This is a genomic window from Paenibacillus sp. FSL R5-0914 (assembly GCF_038004525.1).
GTDB lineage: Bacteria > Bacillota > Bacilli > Paenibacillales > Paenibacillaceae > Paenibacillus_AQ.
In genome coordinates this window covers 774486-796672 of record NZ_JBBORH010000003.1, presented here as the reverse complement: position 1 = coordinate 796672, position 22187 = coordinate 774486, and the positions used below count along the sequence as shown (strand labels likewise).

Annotated in this window: 22 protein-coding genes; 6 read left to right on the top strand and 16 right to left on the bottom strand. The window is 44.4% G+C overall.

The window, feature by feature from the left end:
- Positions 1-3 precede the first annotated feature (3 nt).
- From fucU to MKX60_RS26880, 4 genes are read right to left on the bottom strand one after another with little or no spacing between them, the layout of a single operon-like run.
- Positions 4-432 (bottom strand): L-fucose mutarotase, encoded by a 429-nt coding sequence (fucU, locus tag MKX60_RS26895; RefSeq protein ID WP_341061498.1) that lies wholly within the window; start codon positions 430-432, stop codon positions 4-6.
- 12 nt (positions 433-444) lie between these two features.
- Positions 445-1095 carry a class II aldolase/adducin family protein gene (locus MKX60_RS26890; protein ID WP_076298138.1) on the bottom strand — a complete coding sequence of 217 codons (651 nt, stop codon included), beginning with the start codon at positions 1093-1095 and terminating at the stop codon, positions 445-447.
- 18 nt (positions 1096-1113) lie between these two features.
- Positions 1114-2559: a rhamnulokinase gene (locus MKX60_RS26885; RefSeq protein WP_341061497.1), complete on the bottom strand. Its 1446-nt coding sequence runs from the start codon at positions 2557-2559 to the stop codon at positions 1114-1116.
- A 30-nt stretch (positions 2560-2589) separates the two neighbouring features.
- Entirely contained in the window at positions 2590-4356 is a 1767-nt protein-coding gene (locus tag MKX60_RS26880) for an L-fucose isomerase (protein WP_076284307.1), read from the bottom strand.
- A 238-nt stretch (positions 4357-4594) separates the two neighbouring features.
- Here MKX60_RS26880 and MKX60_RS26875 point away from each other — a divergent pair, with 238 nt between their 5' ends.
- The gene (locus MKX60_RS26875; protein WP_042193458.1) at positions 4595-5365 is read left to right on the top strand and encodes a DeoR/GlpR family DNA-binding transcription regulator; all 771 of its coding nucleotides are present in this window, start codon (positions 4595-4597) and stop codon (positions 5363-5365) included.
- A gap of 43 nt (positions 5366-5408) precedes the next feature.
- On the opposite strand, the gene MKX60_RS26870 is transcribed toward MKX60_RS26875, so the two are convergent.
- Positions 5409-6077, bottom strand: coding sequence for an SGNH/GDSL hydrolase family protein (locus tag MKX60_RS26870; RefSeq protein WP_076284308.1), 669 nt, complete (start codon positions 6075-6077; stop codon positions 5409-5411).
- 109 nt (positions 6078-6186) lie between these two features.
- Between MKX60_RS26870 and MKX60_RS26865 the strand changes: the two genes are divergently transcribed.
- Complete coding sequence (locus tag MKX60_RS26865) at positions 6187-7161, top strand: aldo/keto reductase family protein (protein ID WP_341061496.1); 975 nt, start codon at positions 6187-6189, stop codon at positions 7159-7161.
- Between the two features lie 58 nt (positions 7162-7219).
- Here MKX60_RS26865 and MKX60_RS26860 read toward each other — a convergent pair whose 3' ends face one another.
- Positions 7220-9895, bottom strand: a complete 2676-nt coding sequence (locus MKX60_RS26860; protein ID WP_341061495.1) for a YhgE/Pip domain-containing protein — start codon at positions 9893-9895, stop codon at positions 7220-7222.
- Positions 9896-10131: 236 nt separating this feature from the next.
- On the opposite strand from MKX60_RS26860, the gene MKX60_RS26855 reads away from it, so the two are divergent.
- Together MKX60_RS26855 and MKX60_RS26850 are read left to right on the top strand one after the other, a co-directional pair.
- Entirely contained in the window at positions 10132-10659 is a 528-nt protein-coding gene (locus MKX60_RS26855; RefSeq protein ID WP_341061493.1) for a hypothetical protein, read from the top strand.
- Positions 10660-10782: 123 nt separating this feature from the next.
- Positions 10783-12341 (top strand): IS3 family transposase gene (locus MKX60_RS26850; RefSeq protein ID WP_341061491.1). Its coding sequence is split into 2 segments (ribosomal slippage): positions 10783-11416 and positions 11416-12341, totalling 1560 coding nucleotides; the frame shifts between segments, so codons are not numbered across the junction.
- A gap of 84 nt (positions 12342-12425) precedes the next feature.
- Here the strand turns inward: MKX60_RS26850 and MKX60_RS26845 are convergent.
- Positions 12426-13385, bottom strand: coding sequence for a glycoside hydrolase family 43 protein (locus MKX60_RS26845; protein WP_341061490.1), 960 nt, complete (start codon positions 13383-13385; stop codon positions 12426-12428).
- A gap of 12 nt (positions 13386-13397) precedes the next feature.
- On the bottom strand, positions 13398-14663 hold the full coding sequence (locus MKX60_RS26840) for a glycoside hydrolase family 27 protein (protein WP_445670774.1): 1266 nt from the start codon (positions 14661-14663) through the stop codon (positions 13398-13400).
- Positions 14664-14989: 326 nt separating this feature from the next.
- Between MKX60_RS26840 and MKX60_RS26835 the strand changes: the two genes are divergently transcribed.
- Positions 14990-15946: an ArsR/SmtB family transcription factor gene (locus tag MKX60_RS26835; protein ID WP_042131966.1), complete on the top strand. Its 957-nt coding sequence runs from the start codon at positions 14990-14992 to the stop codon at positions 15944-15946.
- Between the two features lie 130 nt (positions 15947-16076).
- Positions 16077-16235, top strand: a complete 159-nt coding sequence (locus tag MKX60_RS26830) for an asparagine synthase (protein ID WP_341061488.1) — start codon at positions 16077-16079, stop codon at positions 16233-16235.
- Positions 16236-16498: 263 nt separating this feature from the next.
- Here MKX60_RS26830 and MKX60_RS26825 read toward each other — a convergent pair whose 3' ends face one another.
- The 8 genes from MKX60_RS26825 to yqeH all read right to left on the bottom strand — a co-directional run bounded on the left by MKX60_RS26825 (position 16499) and on the right by yqeH (position 22187).
- Entirely contained in the window at positions 16499-17269 is a 771-nt protein-coding gene (locus MKX60_RS26825; RefSeq protein ID WP_341061487.1) for a class I SAM-dependent DNA methyltransferase, read from the bottom strand.
- 100 nt (positions 17270-17369) lie between these two features.
- Complete coding sequence (locus MKX60_RS26820; RefSeq protein WP_076284313.1) at positions 17370-18290, bottom strand: CvfB family protein; 921 nt, start codon at positions 18288-18290, stop codon at positions 17370-17372.
- Positions 18287-18634 (bottom strand): ribosome silencing factor, encoded by a 348-nt coding sequence (rsfS, locus tag MKX60_RS26815; protein ID WP_042185972.1) that lies wholly within the window; start codon positions 18632-18634, stop codon positions 18287-18289. The genes MKX60_RS26820 and rsfS overlap by 4 nt, the downstream gene beginning before the upstream one ends.
- Positions 18631-19209 carry a bis(5'-nucleosyl)-tetraphosphatase (symmetrical) YqeK gene (gene yqeK / locus MKX60_RS26810; RefSeq protein ID WP_042185970.1) on the bottom strand — a complete coding sequence of 193 codons (579 nt, stop codon included), beginning with the start codon at positions 19207-19209 and terminating at the stop codon, positions 18631-18633. The genes rsfS and yqeK overlap by 4 nt, the downstream gene beginning before the upstream one ends.
- Positions 19181-19783: a nicotinate-nucleotide adenylyltransferase gene (locus MKX60_RS26805; RefSeq protein ID WP_341061486.1), complete on the bottom strand. Its 603-nt coding sequence runs from the start codon at positions 19781-19783 to the stop codon at positions 19181-19183. The genes yqeK and MKX60_RS26805 overlap by 29 nt, the downstream gene beginning before the upstream one ends.
- 34 nt (positions 19784-19817) lie before the next feature.
- Positions 19818-20111, bottom strand: coding sequence for a ribosome assembly RNA-binding protein YhbY (gene yhbY / locus MKX60_RS26800; RefSeq protein WP_076284314.1), 294 nt, complete (start codon positions 20109-20111; stop codon positions 19818-19820).
- Between the two features lie 57 nt (positions 20112-20168).
- Positions 20169-21044, bottom strand: coding sequence for a shikimate dehydrogenase (gene aroE / locus MKX60_RS26795; RefSeq protein WP_341061485.1), 876 nt, complete (start codon positions 21042-21044; stop codon positions 20169-20171).
- Positions 21045-21059: 15 nt separating this feature from the next.
- Positions 21060-22187 carry a ribosome biogenesis GTPase YqeH gene (gene yqeH, locus MKX60_RS26790; RefSeq protein ID WP_341061483.1) on the bottom strand — a complete coding sequence of 376 codons (1128 nt, stop codon included), beginning with the start codon at positions 22185-22187 and terminating at the stop codon, positions 21060-21062.

The window sequence follows — 22187 nt, the reverse complement described above, 5'->3', positions numbered from 1 at the left end:
TCATCAGGCCTTGATTACACCTTTTTTGATAATAATATTTCCATAAAGTGCTTCTTCACCTGTGACTACAACAGCATAACTTTGCTTAGAACGATTGTAGAAATCAAACCGCTCCTCATATTTAATCGTCACTTCAGCGTCATGTTTGGCGATTATCGACTGGTACGTGGACCAGATCACCGGCACCGTAGGATCTCCCTCAACCACAGCCATAAACGCCACCTGATGTTCAACATAATGATCTAGGGGCAGCAATTCCAATATTGCATCCAAAAGATCAGGTATCCCAATACCATCATATCTTAGTACTTTTGAGTTTAAGGAGTGTCCTGGATAATTAGCATCTGCCAGTACAAGCTCATCACCATGACCCATTTCCATCATCACACGTACCAGTTCCGGAGATAGTAGCTTAGGAATTTTTTTCAACATCCAAGCACCTCATTACTTCCCATAAAAAGATCTCAAAGCTACCAGCTCATCAATCCGATGCTGTGGCAGCTCTCTCTCCCCGTCAATCATACGTGTAATAAAGGTAATCTTGGCTGTATATTCGAGTCTCTCCATATTCAGATAAGCCTCCATAACATCCGTTCCCCAAGTAAGTGCTCCGTGATTTTCGAGCAGGACTGCTGTTTTTTTGCCAAGGAAAGGCATCAGTGAATCCGGGATTTCTTCTGTTGAAGGTGTTCCGTATTCCGCCAAAGGAATATCCCCGATCATGATAACCGACTCTGGCATCATCATTTTATCGAGCGCCTCACCTTTAATGGCAAAAGCGGTAGCATACGGGGGATGTGCATGAACCACACCATTCATCTCAGGTAGCTCATTATAAATTCTCAAATGCATTTTGGTTTCCGTTGAAGGTCTGTATCCTTCCGCCGCTTCAAGAACTTCACCTTGCAAGTTTACTTTTACAATCATATGTGGCTCTAAATATCCCTTGCTAACCGCTCTGGGGGTAGTGAGAATTTCATTCTCTGATAACCGTGCTGAAATATTCCCATCATTGGCGGCAATGAAATCTTTATTAAACAAATTTCTGCCAATATCACAAATCTGCGAACGTAGTTTTTGTTCCAAGTTATCCATAAGTTCTCTCCTCGTATCCTATTTTTTAGAGTTTTTCACCAAAGAAGGCTGGTATGTCTTAAAGGTAAAAGATCGTGCCACGAACTCTTTCGCCTTAGAAACTTCCAATTTCCCCAGGGCAGCCAGCTGGACAATGATATTGCCAATTCCGCTGGCCTCCACTGGCCCTGCAACGACTTCTCTACCCGTAGCATCAGCGGTGAGCTGGCATAATAGCTCATTTTGAATCCCACCGCCAACCATATGAATGATAGTGATTGTCTTGCCGGTGATCTCTTCCATTTCTTCAATCGTTCTACAGTATGATTGCGCAAGGCTCTCAAGGATAACGCGTATAAACTCAGCTTTCGTATTAGGCGACGGTTGCCCCGTTCGCTCACAATATTCCCTAATCCGCTGCATCATCACACCAGGTGTGCTGAAAAGCTGGTCATTCGGGTCAATGATCGCTGGCGCCCCATTAATCGTTTGGGCTAATTCAACCATTTCACTTTGACTAAAATTCTCTCCTGCTTTCGCCCAATTCCTCTGGAGCTCCTGTAGAATCCATAGTCCCGTTGTGTTTTTTAGCAAACGATTAGAATTACCGTAGCAACGTTCATTTGTGAAACCATATTCATAGCTTTTCTCTGAAATGACCGGCTCAGGCGTCTCCATACCAACCAACGACCACGTACCACAGCTTAAAAATGCTGCTTCATCCTTACGAGTATAAGGGATCGAAGCTACCGCTGAAGCCGTGTCATGTGAAGCGCCGGCTATCACTTTCATCGGGCCTATATTAAGCTCCTCTTGAATAATCGGTAGGATAGATCCAATAACCGTTCCCGCATGAACCTGTTGTGGAACTAGACTACTCGGAATCCCAAGTCTGTTAAATAATTCAGAGGAGAGCTCTCCCGTGGCAGCATCCACTAAGCCGCTTGTACTCCAGATCGTGCTTTCTGCTGCTTTTATACCAGAAAACAGGTAATGAAATAGATCTGGCATCATTAAAATCGTATCCGCGTTCTCCATAAGAGAATCATTATCCTGAAAATCAGAGAACAGCTGATAAAGTGTATTAATCACACTTGGCTGAAGACCGGTCATACGGAATTGCTCTGCCGGTGACAGTAACGCTTCCAATTTGAGCCGGTGAACATCCATCCTCCGATCCCTGTAATGATGGGGGGAATAGAGCATCATTCCTTTTTTATCAATAAACCCGTAGTCGACTCCCCATGTATCCACACTTAAGGACGTCAGTTCTCCATGTTGCCTAAAGGCTTTTTGAACCCCTTGCTTCATTTCATGGAAGAGCCTTAGAGTATCCCAATATAAATGCCCGTTGACCTGTACCGGCGTATTCTCAAACCGATGAATTTCTTCCATTTGCAGCTTATCGCCATCATATATCCCCAGCATAACTCTTCCGGAACTGGCGCCGAGATCTATGGCTAGAAGCTTAATCGTATCATCCATTGTTCACCACACCTGCTTCACAGGAAGATTTTAATAGAGGGGTCCAAAGTTCTGACATGCTCTGTAATCTGCTCCCTCCAGATCTTCGGTACCAAATAACGACCATACCCGAGGTCTAAAAATACGTGATTCCTCAACGTTATGCATGCTGACCGGAATGCGCAGAATAGACGCCAGCGTAATCAAATCTGCCCCAATATGCCCATAACTGATCGCTCCATGATTTGCGCCCCAATTATTCATGACATCATACACTGATTGGAAAGAACCACTATTGGTTAACTTAGGTGCAAACCAGGTTGTTGGCCAAGTCGGATCTGTTCTTTGATCCAGTGTATGGTGAACATCTTCAGGCAGCTCAACCGTGTGCCCCTCTACAAGCTGAAGAACAGGTCCAAGCCCTTTAACCAAGTTCATCCGTGCCATAGTAACTGGCATCCCGCCTTTAGTTAAATAATCCGTAGAGAAGCCGCCCCCACGGAAATATTCTTGAGAAGCCGGGCGGAATTGGGTATGGCTCAAACAAGCTTCTACCTCATCCTCCGAAATTTCCCAAAAAGGTTTAATCGCAGGTTTACCGTCTATCGTCTGCTCGCCCGTCCCATCCAGAGCAGCCGAACCAGAGTTGATCAAGTGTAGTATTCCGTGTGCTGCTTCACCTTCCAATTGATGACCCGTTACTCGCTTAACAGCATCTGGACTCCAAAAGGTTCGGACATCCGCAAATATTTGTGCAGTATTCGTAAGCAAATAATTGAACAGCATCGTTACTCCGTTCAGGCTATCATTCTCTGTCGCTACGATATAAGGTGTACGTTTGCCGTTCCAGTCAAAAGAGGAGTTCATTATCGTCTCCATGAAATCTCCGTTAGGAAAATGATCCGTCCATTGGCGCTGCCCTTGGAAGCCACCCACAATCGCATTATGACCATTGGCCTCTTCCTCAAAGCCCAGCTCAGCGAGAACAGGATTGCCGATCATCAAATCACGGGCGATCAAGGTCATTTTCACACAAGTCTCCCACTGCTTCTCTTTCTCATCATCACTTATTTGCAGATGCTTCGGATTATTATCGGCACCAACTTGGCAGTTTTCTTTGGTCCACGCGAGTGCTCGCTCATATTCCTCTTTATCATAAATCTCCTCTTCAAAGCGGCGTACATATTCTGACATATCTATATATTCATTACGCATTCCCAGATACTCTTGGAAGAACTGTTCATTCACAATCGATCCAGCAATCCCCATCGAAACAGAACCCATTGATAAATAGGATTTACCTCTCATTTGAGCGACAGCCAACCCAGCTTTGGCGAACTGCAGCAATTTAGTCTGCACATCCGCTGGAATCTCCTCACTGCTAGACTCCTGAACATCCTCACCATAGATACCAAACGCCGGAATTCCTTTTTGTGCATAAGCAGAGAGAACAGCAGCTAGATATACCGCACCTGGGCGTTCCGTTCCGTTAAATCCCCAAACCGCATGTGGGATTGAGGCATCCATATCCATCGTTTCAGAACCATAACACCAGCAAGGGGTCACAGTAATCGATACGCCAACATTAGCCCCAGCAAATTTCTGAGCCGCAGCAGCAGCTTCTTTAACACCACCAATCGTAGAATCGGCAATGATGCACTCTACGGGGCGGCCATCCGGATAAAATAAGTTCTCTTCAATAAACTTAGCTACCCGCTGAGCCATACCCATGGTTTGAGCTTCTAACGATTCGCGCACCCCTCTTCTTCTGCCATCAATGGTCGGGCGGATGCCAATTTTCGGATAGTTTTCTATCACTGCTGTTCCTCCTCAAGATCATCTTAGTATCATCGGTAATGGACCTATTTCTCCTTCATCATAAAATATGGAAACGCTTTAGTCAACATAAAACAACATATTTATAGATAAATTATGTGGTTTTATGTGGTATTAATACTATTATACTGTGGTATTATGTGAATATGAGGTTATTTTTTTGATTTATACAACAATGTAGTAAACTAGGAAGTAGATGATGATTGAGGTGAGTGAACGGATGAAAGCATTTGAACGGCGGGATCTAATCATTAATGAGCTGTATAGACAAAAGAAAGTCCATGTCGCTCAGCTGGCGCAAAAATTCAATGTCTCGGAAGAGACCATTCGGCGGGATCTGGATAAATTGGACAAGGAAGGACTTGCCAAGAAAAATTATGGCGGTGCAATCCTTAATGCCCACACGAATGAGGACCCTCCCTATGTGAGTAGACATCAGGTAAATATAGAGGCCAAACGTACGATAGCTGATCATGTTCTCCAATTAATTAATGATGGGGACAGTTTGGTGACGGATACGAGTTCAACAGTTTTTGAGGCTTTACGGAGAATTATAGAGGAGAAAAACAATCTTACGATTATTACGAATTCTTTGGTTGTATTATCCGAATTTCAACATTCTGGGCAAAAGCTAATTTCCACTGGTGGAATACTAGGCCCCGAGACTAGCTCCTTCGTTGGACATACCGCCTCACAGACTATTCAAAAATATAATGTGGACGTAGCCATATTCAGCTGTAAAGCGTTGTCTATGACTGGTGGGCTCAGCGATTCGAATGAAGAAGAAAGTGAACTAAAGATTCTGATGCAACAGCAGGCGAATAAAGTAGTTTTGCTCGCAGATCACTCTAAGTTCGATAGGACTGCGTTCATTAAATTATTTAGTTTCGATCGAGTGGATTATATCGTTACAGACGAGAAGCCTTCTGAGGAATGGATCGAGTTTCTGAATAACTATCATATATCTCTTATCTATGCACCCGCTGAGTAATCAGTAGGTGCATAAATAAAGATAAGGGGGAATCTTTATTTCACTAGTCGTTTAAAAGACCGCTTTTCTCTACGATCTTCAGCCATTCCCCAGCAATAAGATCATGCCCAGCCGCTGTCGGGTGAACGCCGTCCCACAGCCAGTAGGCTGCATCTATTCTACGAGTACCTGCATCAAATGCTTCCTGTAAAGGAACAAACACAGCATTAAATTCCTCTGCAAGCTGCTTAACAACACCCTGATAATGAGTAATCCGCTCTTTCCATTCGTCCCATTGTTCTGCCGGAGCTCCGGTATTTAGAATAAAAGGCTCACACAAGACCAGCTTCGTTTGCGGAAGTACTTCCCCAGTTTCTTCAAGCACATGACGGTACGCACGTTCAAAACGGTCCGTTATACCACTTGGTTCCCCTTTCATTGTTCTCCAAAGATCATTAACACCAATTAAAATACTGATGATATTCGGTTGAAGGTAAATCGCATCCTCATTCCAGCGTGCATATAAATCGGAGATCCGATCCCCACTAATTCCACGGTTATAGAACACGAGATTCTGCTCAGCCCGTTCGTTGCCTAGCTTACCGCCAATGATATATGCATAGCTATGTCCTAGAATATGATTGGGATCTTCATCACGACCACGGTTTCCATCCGTAATAGAATCACCCTGAAACAAAATCACTTTTTTAGCTTTAGAAGTTGGAATAGTCATTACTACGATTCATCTCCTTGATCTCGTCTTTTACATGAAACATTCAAGTTGAATGTTCCATAGGATACAAGTAAAGTTAACATATACAACTCAAGGAGGGAAGAAAATAATGAAATACAGAAGACTAGGTAAATCAGGACTAAAAGTCAGTGAAATCGGCTTAGGCAGCTGGCTTACATATGGAACAGCAGCAGAGCAAAAGGCAGCAGACGCCTGCATCAGCAAAGCTTTTGAATGCGGTATCAATTTCTTTGATACAGCTAATGCTTATAACCGTGGTGAAGGCGAAAAAGCAATGGGCGCTGCTCTTCGCGCCTATGAAAGATCATCTTATGTGCTGAGTACAAAGGTATTCTTCCCCATGGGGGATGATGTGAATAATCGCGGTTTGTCACGTAAGCACATCATGGAGCAATGCGAAGCTAGCCTTCGCCGTTTAGGAACCGATTATATTGATGTTTATTTTTGTCATCGCTTTGACAGAGAGACGCCTGTGGAGGAAACTTTACGCGCGCTGGACGACCTAACTGCACAAGGTAAAATTCTGTATTCGGCAGTGAGCGAATGGAGCGCAGCTCAAATTTCTGACGCCACCGGCATTTCACGCAGACTAAATCTGCGTCCGCTTATTTCCAATCAGCCTATCTATAACATGTTCGAACGTTACATTGAAGATGAGGTACTTGAGGTATCTCAGCGTGAGGGTCTCGGACAAGTGGTCTTTTCCCCACTCGCCCAAGGTATTCTGACAGGTAAATACAAACCTGGACAACAGCCTCCGGCAGGAACACGCGCAGCTGATGATTCGGTAAATGGCGTCATTCGTAGCTACTTCCGCGATGATGTACTGACTGTTGTCGGACAGCTGGATGAACTAGCTAGCAGTCTTGATTTGAAGCTGTCGCAACTAGCGTTAGCTTGGACCCTACGGCAACCTGGTGTAAGTTCTGCAATTATAGGGGCCAGTAAGCCAGCGCAGGTGGAAGAGAACGCCAAAGCTGTTGATGCCGTTCTATCTCTAGATACTTTGGAGAGAATTGAAGAGATTCTAAAGCCAGTAGCCGATTTCGCTCCAGCGAGATAATCTAAAAGAGGTTGTACCAAAAGCCACAGCAATTGGCTTAGGTACAACCTCTTTTTTCTTAAGAGATCAATTTGGATTCTTCGGCTTGTTCAGCCGCCTTTTCGATATAACGCTCCAGCGGCTTTTTGAGCGTTAGCGCCAGTAAGAGTGCTATTACACCGAATAGGATCAAATAAAGACAATCGCGAATCGCCACTTCCGGCAGAATCCCCCCTACCGCCTCCCGCATCAAACTAATCGCATAAGTAAATGGCATAAACGGATTCAACATTTGAAAGAAATGGCCTGTTGTACTGATTGGAAACGTACCGCCAGAGCTTGAGAATTGAAGCACCATGAATACGATTGCTATCCCCTTCCCAACATTGCCGAATACCGAGACAAGCGTAAATACAATCGTCACGAATACGATACTAATTAATACTGCAAAAAGGACAAACCACACCTTGTCCACCACATAACATTTCAGTATAAAGATATTACCAAGTACAGCCACCAACGCTTGCAGAATCCCAACCGTAAGAAACGTCAGCAAACGTCCAAAATACAATTGATACCGCTTGTACACAATTCCCTCAGTGTCCACTCCCGTACGGAGAAGTGAGATTAGGAGTGTGCCACCTACCCATAAGGAAAGTACAACATAAAAAGGAGTCATAGCCGAACCATAATTCGGAATAGGATATAACTTATTCTCTTTTAATACTACCGGATTGGCTAAAAAATCACTTTTGCTCTTAATATCCCCTCCGAGCAGCTCAGCAATCTCACCCAGATCCACCTCATCTTTGATCTGACGGATGGTAGCTGCCGCTTTACGAATCGAATCTTCCAGTATCGGAAGATCATTTCGCACCATATCCGCTGCGACCGCTACTCCCTTATCCGCACGGGGGAGACCTGTACGTATCAGATCAGAAATCTGGTGCACCCGTTCCTCGACAGCCGGCAGATCCTGACGGACGAAATTTGCAGCTTGTTGTATTTTTTCTCCTGCAACAGGCAAGCTGCTCTGAATTAGCGGAAGTGTATCACGAACAAAAGTACCAAAGCTCTGTGTCTTATCTGCGACACCGCTAGCTGCTGTATGTACCGCTTCACGAATAGCTGGTAAGTCTTGCTGTAGACTAGCCAAGCTTGATTGTCCGAACTCAATCGCTGCCATAGTCTCCTCAAGAAGGGTACCCAGCGCCGATAGACGATCCGGAACTTGATCCAGGGCAGTGGCTGTAGTCTCAGCAGCAGTGGATATTTGCTCTAATGTATTTTTTATAGCAGGGATAGTTGCCGCTTCATATTCGGAAATAAGCTTCGAAATGGCTACGTTCCCTTCGCCAGATTTAAGACCCAATTGCTTAACATTACTCGGATCAGGCTGACCCTCATTTTGTAGATCCGTCGCCAGTGAGTTTACCAAAGAAGTCTGTCTGCTTAAGGCATTGTTTACAGCCTTCAAGGTGCCAATCTCAGCATTAGTTACTGTTCCTGGTGAGAATGTATTCAGTGCCGATAACAAAGAAAGCGTATGATCCATCACGTTACTTCCCGACACCAGCTGAGCGGAAACTGACTCAAGTTGCTCGCGTACCGCTTGCGGGTCAAGATCTTCTCCCTGCAGCAGTTCAGCAAGCTGAACTACTGCGTCCTCCGTATTTTGCAGCAGGTATATATTTTGTTTGAGGGCGGCAGGTACCGCTTCAAATGCAGCATTACTCTTCTCTAAGAACTGTTGAAGCTCTAGAACAAAATCATTTCCAGCAGTTACAATTTTGTCGGCCTTAGGTAGCGCAGTTAGGGCAGTGTTAACAACTTTATTTGCTTCCGCAAGACCTTCCGACGCCTTGTCCATGATTTGTTCAACTTCACCAAAATGATTATCAAGTTGAACGATTAGCTGTGCTGCTTGTTCAATTTTGGGTAGCTTATCCTGCAGCTCCCCTAAATGATCTGCAACATTGGCAATTTGAGGCCAATGTTCAGCTATTTTTTCTAAAGCCAATCCCGCCTTTTCCACCTCAGGCAGCTTATTCTCCAGCTTAGAGATGCGCGTTGCCGATGCATGAATTTGCGGCCATTGCTCCTCAATTTTCAATACATGTTGCCCTGCCGTTTCAATCTCGGGGAGACTTGCCTCTAACTTAAACAACCCTTTTTCAACCTTGCGTATAATAGGCAATTCAGATTGGAATTTTGAATCAATTTGCTTTAAAGCCGTAAATACGGTTTCGCTAATGGTTTCCGTAAAATTCTCACTGATCTGTGTTGTAATTGAAGAGGCACCTTTATCTGTGATTTTAGGGGCAATCGCATTTATCTTCTCATTGACGGTATATTCAATCTCTGGTTTCACGATCCTGCCTTCGAGGATTCCTGTCATTCTTTTGGAGAAATCAGCAGGGATAACAATACTAGCATAATAATCTCCACGCTTCACACCGTTGTGCGCAGCTTCTGCATCTACGAAGGTCCAGCCTAAGCTTTTATTATTCCGAAGACTTTCCATGACATCATTGCCGATATTGAAGCTCTTATCCTTCACAGTGGTCCCTTCATCCAAACTGGTTACAGCAATCTTAATGCCAGAGGTATTACTGTAGGGATCCCACACCGCCGCAACGTTAAACCAATCATACACAGAAGGTAACACCACCAAAGCAGCGATCAGGAACACGGCCACAGGAACCTTAAATACGTTGCGCCAGTCGTTCCTATAAATCCGTAGTATTCCACCCATTCGTTGCTCCCCCTAATCTGTATGTTTTGACATTTTAATATGCCCGAGGAGACAAACTTTTACTATCATTTTTAGTGGATTCATGACCGGCATCGTTTTTCAGAAATATTTTTTTAAAAATTGCAACAAAACCTGCTCGTTTAACGTAATAGAAGTATATAGCCCGTTTAGGAAAAAACGTAGCGGGTAATAAGATATATACAACCTTTTTACATATCTCAAGGGGGAGATTTCTAATGTTTAAGAAAAAGTCAGCGTATGTGTTACCGGTTGTTGTTCTATTGTTTCTTTCCCTAATTACTACTGCTAGTACCGTTGGAACACGAGTAGATGCGCAAGATAGTGGCAAGACTCAGCAACAGACGGTATATATCCATACTATTCAATCCGAGAATGGCAAGCTTTCCATTACAGCCGATGAAATAAACTGGTATCAGGGTGCTAATGCTGACCGAGTCTTTGCTGAAAGAGACCCAGAAGGTGCAGCAGAAATTGGCGGGGCTCCAGACGGATATTATGTTGTTAATGATGTTGATACACTGACAACCTATCCGATCGCGGATAACGCAAAAGTCACCATGCAGATCTTTGATCACACTGGTAACATTGAGGACTTAGACATTCAGTGGAACGAAGCTATCACCTTACAGCAATTTATCGATCAATTTAATAAAACGGATATTTTCGATCTAAGCCAGTTCCCTTATCACCTTACGATTCAAGACGGCGTAATCACTTCCATCGTGCAACAATATATACCTTAAGCAGCAACACGTAACATATGAAAAAGAGGTTTACCCAGCGACCATTTACGTGGCTTTGATATGCTCCCCATATAGTAGACAGGCGAAATAATAAAAACCTGCTGCTGTATGGGGAGTATTTTTATGGAACAAAAGAAGTATACGGCACTCGAAAAATTAACGATTCTCCAAGAAATTGAACGGGGCGACATTGGTTTGAAAGCTGCGGCCCGAAAGTATGGATTATCCAAAACCTCTGTAGTGAAGTGGCGGCAACGTTATCAATTGTATGGGTACGAAGGGCTGGAAGTTCGAATCCACAACCGTACGTATTCCGCAGAACTTAAACTCCATGCCGTTAAGGATTATCTCGAGGGAGGATTGTCACAAAACCAAATCATCTGCAAGTATAAGATTGCAAGTTCAACCCAACTTGCCAACTGGATTAGGAAGTATAATGGTCATAGCAACAGCTTAACAGCTCATTCAGGAGGATCTAAAGCTATGACCAAAGGACGCGTAACCACTTGGCAGGAACGGATAGATATCGTGCTGTACTGCCTTTCGAACGGAGAAGACTACACGAAGGCGGCAAGCCATTTTCACGTGTCTTACCAACAAGTATATAGCTGGGTAAAGAAGTACGAAGCAGGCGGTGAAGAGGCGTTACGAGACGGCAGAGGACGTACTAAAGCGCCCGAAGAACTTACGGAAGCAGATCGCCACAAACTCGCGATGCAAAAGCTGGAGTACGAGAATGCACGCCTGCGTGCGGAGAATGCTTTTCTAAAAAAGTTAGAGGAACTCGAAAGGAGGAGACGTTAAGAACCATTCGCCAGGAGATCATCTATCTGGCCATTCAAGCCGTTCAGCAGGAACAGTCTTGCTCCATTCGACTTATGTGTGAAATCGTAGGGATTTCACGGTCAAGTTACTATAAATGGTTGAATCGCAAACCCAGTTCCCGAGAGACCGAAAACGAGAAACTGACAGAGGCTATGCTTCTCTTGTATGAGAAGGTGGAACGAACCTTTGGGTATCGTCAATTGACCCTGCATTTGCGCAGACAAATGAACAAATCTATTAACGCAAAACGAGTATACCGGCTCATGAGACGCCAAGGTATCCAGTCTGTCATCCGCAGAAAAAGAAAGAAGTATGTAGGCTCCACGCCTCAGCAGGTCGCGGAGAATGTGCTGAACCGTAATTTTGAGGCGGAAGCTCCAAACCAAAAATGGGTAACGGATGTAACAGAATTCAAATACGGCAAGGGTAAGAAGGCGTATTTAAGTGCAATAAAAGATCTGTATGACAATTCCATTGTTGCTTACGTTCTGGGCCATTCCAATAATAATTCGCTAGTTTTTAACACGCTGGAATTAGCATTGCAGGCAGCGTCGGAGAGCCGAACCTTACTCCATAGCGACCGCGGTTTCCAGTATACCTCTCTGCATTTTAAGAAGATGCTGGACGATGCAGAACTGAAGCAAAGCATGTCCCGAGTAGGCTGCTGCATTGACAATGGGCCGATGGAATCCTTCTGGGGAACATTGAAATGTGAGAAGTACTACTTACATACCTACCAGACCTTTGAAGAACTCCAAACAGATATTGATACCTACATTCACTTTTACAATAACGAACGGTTACAGGCAAAATCAAACGGCCTCAGTCCCATTGAATTTAGGACTAAGGCCGCTTAAACTACTTTTATTTTTTGTACTGTCTACTTGACGGGGTGCAGTTCACTTAGGGGTAACCCTCTTTTTTTGCAAAATGGATTATTTTTATTGCGCATCCCTAACAGGAACTCCAAAATTCGGCGTGCCATCTTCATTCCAATGGAAGATCTGAGCACGAGTATGACGGTTTGGATCGTAAAGAGGATCGCCAGTAATTTCTTTATAATTGCGGCAGTGGTAGATGAGCACATCTTCCCCATTTTCATTGACCGTGAAGCTATTATGGCCTGGACCGAATTGTCCATTTTCTTCATTTGTTTGGAATACTGGATTTGGTAGTTTAGTCCATGAAGCTGCCTCCAAAAGTTCGCTGTCTTCATCCGCTACTAATAGTCCCATGCAATAATTGAAGTCTGTAGCACTCGCCGAGAAGCTGATAAAGATACGACCATTTCGTTTCAGTACTGCTGCGCCTTCGTTTACTTTGTACCCTATAATTTCCCAGTCATGCTCTGGAGTAGCAATCATAGTCTGAGGACCTGTGAGTGTCCACGGATTGCTCATTTCAGAAATATACAGATTAGAATTACCCTCAATATTCAGGTCCTTCTGAGCCCATACGTAGTACAGTTTTCCTTTATGCTGAAACGTTGTCGCATCCAAAGCGAACGATTCCCAAGCGGTCTTCACTTGACCTTTTTCTACCCATGTTCCTTCTAAGGGATTAGCAGATGCATTCTCGAGCGCAAACATACGGTGATCGAACAAACCATCCGTCGTCTCCGTAGTCCGTGCTGCGGCAAAGTAAATATACCATTTTCCGTCTATGTAATGAATTTCCGGCGCCCAAATGTTAGCACTAAGCGGCCCCGTCTCATACTTGCGCCATGCTACAACTGGTTCTGCAGTAGTTAATCCTTCGATGGTTGTCGATCTTCTTACTTCGATCCGGTCGTATTCTGGAACAGAAGCTGTGAAATAGTAATATCCATCCGTATGTTTATATACCCATGGATCAGCACGTTGCTCCACCAATGGGTTGTTGTACGCTCTACTCGTATCCATAATCTCTCTCCTCTATAAAAGCTTTAACAATGCAGAACCATGCGGTGGAAGAACCTGCGTAACCCCTTCATTAGTAACTTCCAGGTCATGGCTTTGCCACAGATTACGTATCGTTTTTGGAACTGAAACATTTAGCTTTTGGAACGATACCTGGAGTGTCGACTCTTTGTCACTGAGATTAAACAACGCTACATAGTGGTTACCTTGTTCATCCTCAGAAGTCCAGATCGCATACTCTTCGTTCCGCTCTACTTGTCTACCACCCTTACCAAAATGATGCAGATGAAGCACTTCCCTATTGGTTAACAAAGATAATGTCCACTCATCATTGTCTCTAAGCTCTCCCCCGAACATTAAAGGCGAACGGAAAATAGTCCAGAGCGTCATCATGGTAACCTGTTCGTCAGGAGTAAACCTTGTAAATCGGTCTCCCCCGCCATCAACGGAACGAATCCCAAGATGACCTAGCGGCAGCATATCACAGTCTGGCCAATGGCCTGGCTGAACGTAAGGAGCCCATTTTTCGCAGCGCTCGAACATTCCACGCAGCAAATGCCAATGATCCCAATAATCGTCGGTCATTCTCCACAGGTTAGCATGTTCAGCTAAGTGTTCAGCCTCTTCTACCGGAGCAGGTCCAGGTGAAAGACTAAGCACCATTTCACGACCACAGCGGTCGATAGCCTTACGGATCATGGCAACTTCGTCTTTGTGGTATCCATAAATACGTGAAGCGGCAATATCATCCACCTTCACATAATCTACACCCCAACTGGCATACAGCTGGAAGAGAGAATCATAGTAAGCCTGACTGCCTTCTTTAGAAGCATCTACTCCATACATATCTGTATTCCACGGACATATAGAATTGGGATGTGCGATATCACGTGCGGTTTGCTCAGATTCTAGAATGGAACTTGCCGCATGAACGGCCTGTCGAGGGATTCCACGCATAATATGGATGCCGAATTTCAACCCTAATCCATGCACATATTCAGCGAGTGGGGCAAAACCTTTGCCTCCCTTTGCGGAAGGAAAACGATTTTCTGCCGGTTGAAGTCTGGAATACTCGTCCATGACCAGCGGTACAAAGTTACGATATTGCGAAGAGTTCGCTCCAGGCTCATACCACTGAATATCCACAACAACATATTTCCAGCCAAATTCCTTCAAATGAGCAGCCATATATTCGGCGTTGCCTCTTACCTCTTCTTCATTAACACTAGCTCCGTAACAGTCCCAGCTATTCCAGCCCATCGGGGGCGTTGCAGCTAACATAATGATTTCCACGTCCTTTTCTAAGACTTTCAGTTTAAAAATATCATAGACAAAAAGACTTGTAAATATTTTTATTTAAACCTTTTAATACTTTTATAAAATAAATAGTGAAAATAAGCTGATTTCGTTGTAAAACCATCTTATATTGTGAATTAGTTTCATTAATTTTTAAATTAAATTAGATTAAATGAAAAAAAAGGAAAAAAACTCCCTTATTTTTATCATTCTACAAAATAAGGAAGGATGCTTTATTTATATGCTATATTAGTTTATAATTTCATAAAACAGTATTCATTTATGACCATTTGGAAGAAGGTATTGATAAAATGATCTATATTAAAGATTTAATGAGTGGTCTTGAAATATTCAAGGCGCTTAGTTCTGAAATCAGAATCCTCATACTCGAACTTTTAGCTACCAATCAAGCACTGAATCTGAATGAAATTGCCAAGAAGCTGAACCTCAGCAATGGCGCAATCACGATGCATATTAAAAAGTTAGAAGAAAGCGGTCTCATCGAGATAAACACATCCGTGGGTAAACACGGTATTCAGAAGGTCTGCTATTTAAATAAGGATAAGCTTATTGTTGATCTTCGCAGCAAGGATGTTGATAATCTCTACGAAGTAGAAATCCAAGTAGGACATTATAGCAACTATCAGGCTGTTCCGACCTGCGGACTTGCTACCAAAGACAGCATTATCGGCGACTTCGACGAACCCCGTTATTTCGCTGATCCTCAGCGGATTGAATCCGAGATCATTTGGATGGCTGAAGGCTTTCTCGAATATAGAATTCCGAACTATCTTAAAGCAAATCAAACGTTCCGCGAAATCCAATTCTCGATGGAGATTGGCTCTGAGGCCCCTGGATCTAACGATAACTATCCCTCCGATCTTTATTTCTACTTAAATGGAATTGAAATCGGCTACTGGACTAGTCCTGGAGATTTCGGAGACACGCGTGGAACGTTTAATCCAGACTGGTGGCCTCCACATTTAAACCAATATGGTATGCTCAAACTGATCCGTATTAATAATGAAGGTAGCTTTATTGACGGTTGCCGGATTTCTGACGTGACCCTGGATGATATTCAGCTTGATTACAAGAGCGAGCTTACTTTCCGGATAGCCGTAACGGACAAGCCTGTAAACAAACGCGGGCTCACCATTTACGGCAAACATTTCGGCAACTATAGCCAGGACTTACTGGCGCGTGTACTATATGATGTTCATGAAGTTGAAATTGGCGCTTCTCGTACTGCCGTTACCTTATCAGAGTAAAACATTCCCTAAACAAAAAGACCTTAGAACCAGCAATAACTGGTCTAAGGTCTTCTTTTTCTTTGTATATTTTTTTGAGTTTGACTCATAATAACCTTGTCTCCCAAACCACCGAGAAGGAGTGTTTCGAATGCGTGAAGGTCTAATTCCCGCTGTTCTTGGAACCGTCGTAACCGCTTCTAGCGCCGCTTTTCTTGGAGGCAAGTATAAGATGGCAGCAACAGGCGTACTTGGATTTGGTCTGGCTCATGTCGTATTGGGTGCCATTGATCTGTTTGAGCATCGGTAAGGATTGGAAGATGCCGGGTGGCATAAACACTGCCCGGTTTTTTTGATATACATATTGGCGCAATTACAGCTACTTCTTCATACACGAATCATGAATCATGAATCCAACATTCCATGAAGCATACGGACTCAGATGACGTTATTTGCTTATTTTTAGCCTCTCGTTTTCAATAGTAGGAACCACACCGAACTCATAAAAAGAAGGGCTGTCCCATCAGCTATTTTCATAGCTTTTGGGACAGCCCCTCTTAGTATGTTGAATATTTATTTTATAGCAATATAAAATAAACGTTCCGCATCATCATCCGCCTCAATCCACTCGAAATCGGCGTAAGTCTTCACATCACTAAATCCAGCCTTAAGCAGTTCATCCTTCATCCACTGAGGATCGTAGGCACGCTGAATATGTGTCTCTTCGAAACGGCGATATACATCACTCCGTCCCTCTTCGCGAGCGAAAATGGACAGATGATGTTCTATTTCGCGGCGAGCAATATCCATCTCACAAGTCCAAATATAAGACACCGATGGTTCGTCCTGAATAAAGGGCTGCTCTTCTTCATAACGGATCAGTGTGTTTGGGTGATGCACATCGAACAGAAAGGTGCCGCCTTGCTTTAGTCCTGCAAAGGTACTAGCAAAGACAGCTCTGATATCGTCTTCTTCCAGCACATAGTTCAGACAATCACAGAAAGAAATCACAGAATCCACAAGCTCTGGAAGCTCCCATTCCTTCATGTTTTGTCTAATCCAACGAACACTACCTTCGCGCAAGAAACGCCGTCCCTGGGGATGCTCTTCCATTTTGCGCTGTGCCACTGAGAGCATATCTGAAGATAGATCGATTCCTGTCATATGATACCCTGAACCCGCCAAAGGAATAGTGATACTCCCGGTGCCGCAGCCAAGCTCAGCCACGGTTACAGGCTTACCGTATTTGCTCCATGCGGTTTCAGCAAAGGAGATCCAATCAGGATACGGCATATCTGCCATGAGCTCATCGTATACATAAGCAAATTTCCCATAGGAAGACACTAGTACACCGCTTTCTATTACAACATTTAATATGATTCTATTATTGACCCATCAAGCCTAAACGCTCTAGGCGTCCCCACAAGGTCTCTTATTTTTTTAATTATTCGGTTGTTTCTTCATTTCCCTCGGTTGAACCTTCCTCTTTCTTAGGAGCAAGATACGTCCAATTCTCTTTTTGGGTAATATGGCCTTCCTTCATCAGCTTTCCAAGCGCACGCTTAAAGGCTGATTTGCTAATTCCGAAACGCTGCTTGATAATATCCGGTGGTGTAGCATCCGAATAAGGCATCGCTCCACCCGGACGGGCATGCAAGAATTCCAAAATCGTGGCAGAGTCTACATCCATGCCTACTTCTTTACGGAGACCCATAGAAAGGTTAACACGTCCATCCTCGCGGATATGGGAGACACGTGCTTCAAACTGCTCCCCAAGACGTAGTAGACGACTCCGTTCAGAAGAGTGGACCATACCGATAATACCAAAGCCTAAAACCCCAGCATCTACAAGAACAAAAGTCCCCATCTGCAGCGGTTTGTACACCCGGGCTGTCACAGTCTGTCCCATCCAGGATTCAGGCGCAGGAAGAGCTAGCGGAGCTAGTTCCTGTTCTCCAGCTAATTTAGCACGAAGACGCCCCTGTTTATCATGCTCCATAATCGCATACACATAGTCGCCGATCTGAGGGCGCAGCTCTGGAAGCTCTGGAAGCTCACGAATGGGCAGCAGCAGCTGCCGTCCGAGACCCATTTCCAAGAAGCAACCTAGACGCGGATGGATATCAGCCACTTCCAATAAGGCCATTTCGCCCAATGTCAGAAACGGTTTCTTCATCGTTGCCGCTAGGCGGTCCTCGGTATCGAAGAAGATAAAGACTTCAACTTTATCGCCTGTCTTAACCTTCTCGGTAAGCTCAGTATAATGCAGCATAACATCCTGATCTCCTGCATTCAGGAAAAATCCGTATGGGGATACCTCTCTTACTACATTAAGTGTAACTGTAGTTCCTGCAATCAGGCTCATACAGTCTCCACTACCTTCGCATCCGACCACAGACGCTCAATATTGTAGTATTCACGTTCATCGCGGTGGAAAATATGAACAATAACATCTCCAAGATCCATCAGCACCCAGCGTGCTGAATCCATTCCTTCGATTCCCTTAATTACTCCGCCTGCTTCATGGACCACTTTGCGGACTTCGGTGGCGATGGACTGAACTTGGGTATCCGAATTACCGTGACATACAACAAAGTAATCACTAATCGGTGAAACAGTACGCAGATCTAATGCCACTACGTTCATTGCTTTTTTATCTTCCACAGCCTTAAGGGCCAGTTCTAACAGCTTGCTTGGTTGTACACTCATATTTTATCCTCCAATATTCTAACTAAATCATTACGCGCCAGTACCGTTAACGGAAAGATCACTCGGCGTTTTTCCAGTAGCAAACTAATCGTAGAATCAAATCCAGCGACTAGTCCTTCTTCCAAACTTACTTTAGCCAGCTTACGTATCTTATCAACGCCTGGAAAATCGCGGCCTGGCTCGATATAGTCGGCGAGACAGACAATTTTCTCAAGTAAACTCATGTCTTCACGACCTGAGGTGTGAAAACGGATCGCATTAAGAATATCTGGATCTGTGATCCCATAATCTTGCTCTGCTACAAAGGCACCTACTTCTGAATGCCACAGCTGCTTGTCATGCTTCAGAAGATTCAAGTTCAGATGATTCTGCTCGATAATCTCCTTCATTCTCTCCACAGGCCAATACTTGGCCACATCATGCAGAATTGCCGCTGTCTCCGCACGCTCAGGATCAGCGCCATATTGCTCCGCTAGTTGAATGGATGACTCCATGACGCCCAGTGTATGCTTCCAGCGTTTAGCAGGCATTTGTGTCGAGACCGCCTCAATCAGAGCTTCGCGGCTGTATGCCATACAATCCACTCCTTTGAACATAATCGAACACTGCCTCAGGTACCATATAACGAATGGATTTTCCAGTTGCAGCCCGTTCTCTTAACATCGTTGACGAAATATCAACCAGAGGCATATCTGCTAGCAGTACCTTTTCTGCTATATAAGTTGGCAATGCGTCTAGATCAAGAGGTGTTCCCGGACGACCTACGCCGATAAATGTAAGCCGCTGCACAAGCTCTTCAATCTCGTTCCATTTCGGTAAAAACTGGACCATATCCGCTCCGATGATGAAATAAAGATCGAAATGCGGATATGCCTCTTGCAGCCGTCTTATAGTCTCATACGTATAAGAAACGCCACCTCTGACAACTTCCCAATCTAATGTGCGAAAAGCTTCATGATTGTGTATCGCTTCCTGCACCATTGCCAGCCGATCTGCTCCAGATACCCCTGCCTCATGTTTATGAGGCGGAATATGTGAAGGCATAAACCATACTTCTTGAAGTCCATAAGTTTCTCTAGCTGCTTCCGCTGCCATCATATGACCAATATGAAGAGGATCAAAGGTACCTCCCATAATTCCAACTTTCAAGAGGACGACCTCCTCGGTAGTATGCTTTCAGGTATTATCGGGGCAGCTCAATGGTTTTGTTATCACGCGATTCTTTGTACAAGACAATGGTCTTTCCGATCACTTGTACAAGCTCAGAGCCCGATTGTTCGGCAAGTTGCGCACCGATTTCCTTGGGATTCTCAATATTGTTGCTCAGTATACTAATCTTCATAAGTTCACGCTTCTCAATAGCTTCTTCAATGTGGCGTACGAGGTGATCGTTTACTCCACCTTTGCCCACTTGAAAAATAGGATCGAGGTGATGCGCCAATGAACGAAGATACCGTGTTTGTTTACCAGTTAACATAAATGAATAACTCCTTAATTAACATATATTATTACCCTAAATTGATGAATCCATTTCTTACTCTTTTCCACCCAGACAATGGAGTATGGTCTGTCGCATGATTTCCGTAGGAGCAGGCTGCCCTGTCCAATACTCCAATGCATAAGCCCCCTGATAGACAAACATCCCGAGGCCTCCATGAATCTTACAGCCTCGTTCAAGTCCTTCTAACAATAGACGCGTGCGCAGTGGATTATAAATCAGATCACTTACGACCATCCCTGCACGAAGCAGTTCAGGATCTATAGGTGTCTCATCCATATGAGGATACATTCCCACGGAGGTTGTATTGATCAGTACATCAACGCCATCTAGCATTTCCGCTACTTCATTCATGCTAATCCCGATCACATTCCCTTTGCTCTGGCACTCTGCAGCCAAGTCCTGTGCCTTATCAACACTGCGATTAGCGATAAGGATAGAAGAAGGCTTCTCCTGAAGCAGTGCGGCAACAATTCCTCTAGCTGCTCCACCGGCTCCAATCACCATAATCTTCGTACCTGACAAATCAGAAATGGCTTCCGCTTTAAGCGAACGTACATAACCGATTCCATCCGTATTATATCCGGTGAGTATCCCGTTATTATTAACAATCGTATTGACTGCACCAACGGCTACCGCACTTTCATCTAATAGATCCACATAAGCCATCACCGCAACCTTATGCGGAATCGTCACATTTACGCCACGGAATCCAAGCGTGCGAATCGCTTGCACCGCATCCTCCAGATTCTCTGGAAGGATATGAAGCGGCACGTAAGCACCCGGAATTCCCAGTGCTTGCAGTGCTGCTTCATGCATAATAGGAGATTTGGATTGTATAATAGGATCTCCCATTACGCCCAGTAAAATATTCCCGGTATTGTAGCCCTCGGTTGCAGTTATCAAAGACACTGTAATAGCCTCCCGTTAGATCATCGAAGGGCGGGTAAGCACCTTCACACCACGCGGAACGTGGATAGCCACGACTGCGCCTTCTGTCCCGTTGACCTTAATCCAGCCCAAACCTGAAATATATAGATCGCTCCGACTGCCTTTATTAATTCGGAACTCATGCCGTTGCCATGGTGGCAGCTTGTCCATCCGGTCACTTCCTGGAGGAGACAACATTACACCACGATGGTCCGCATAAAGGGAATCTGCACGTTCCAGTTTGGTGCGATGGATTTTTAAAGTACCACTAATAAAGCAAGTGAACGATTGATGCGGACCTTGCACGAAATCAAAACGTCCCAGTCCACCGAAGAATAGCGTCTGACCTTCATTCAACTGATAGACAGCAGGCTTCAACGGATTGGCCGGCATAACTGCATCCAGATCCTGACGCTCAACTAGTTCACTATAACGCCATGGATACACGATCCCTGGCGTATCTATAATATAGTGGCCATCATCTAGTGGAATTTTGACCGTATCGAGTGTTGTACCAGGGTAACGCGAGGTGGTTAACTCCTGCTCCAAATCACTATAGTCCGAAATCAAACGGTTGATAAGCGTGGATTTCCCTACATTCGTAGCACCCACTACATAAACATCACGCCCACCACGCAGTTCTGTTACTGCTTCCAGTAAACGGTCAAAGCCTTGATTACGTTTCGCACTACAAAGTACGATTTCAGCTGTCCGCAATCCTTCCTCTTTACAGCGTTGTTGCATCCAGTTACGCAGTTTATTCCAGTTCGTAACCTTAGGTAGCAGATCGCATTTATTCACTGCAAGAATAACTGGGTTATTACCGACAAACCGCTGAAGGCCGGATATCAAACTGCCTTCAAAATCGAAAATGTCAACAATATGAATAACAAGTGCATTCTTCTCCCCTACTCCACTCAGCAAGCGAAGAAATTCATCCTGGTTCACAGAAACAGATGAAGCCTCATTATAATTCTTAATCCGGAAACAGCGTTGGCAAATCACAGGGTCCCGATCTAGTGCGACTTCCGGAAGGTATCCTGGTTGATCCTTATGCTCCGTCTGAAGCTTGATACCACAACCGCTACACTTCTCAGGACGCTGTGTTTCACTTTGTTCGTTCAT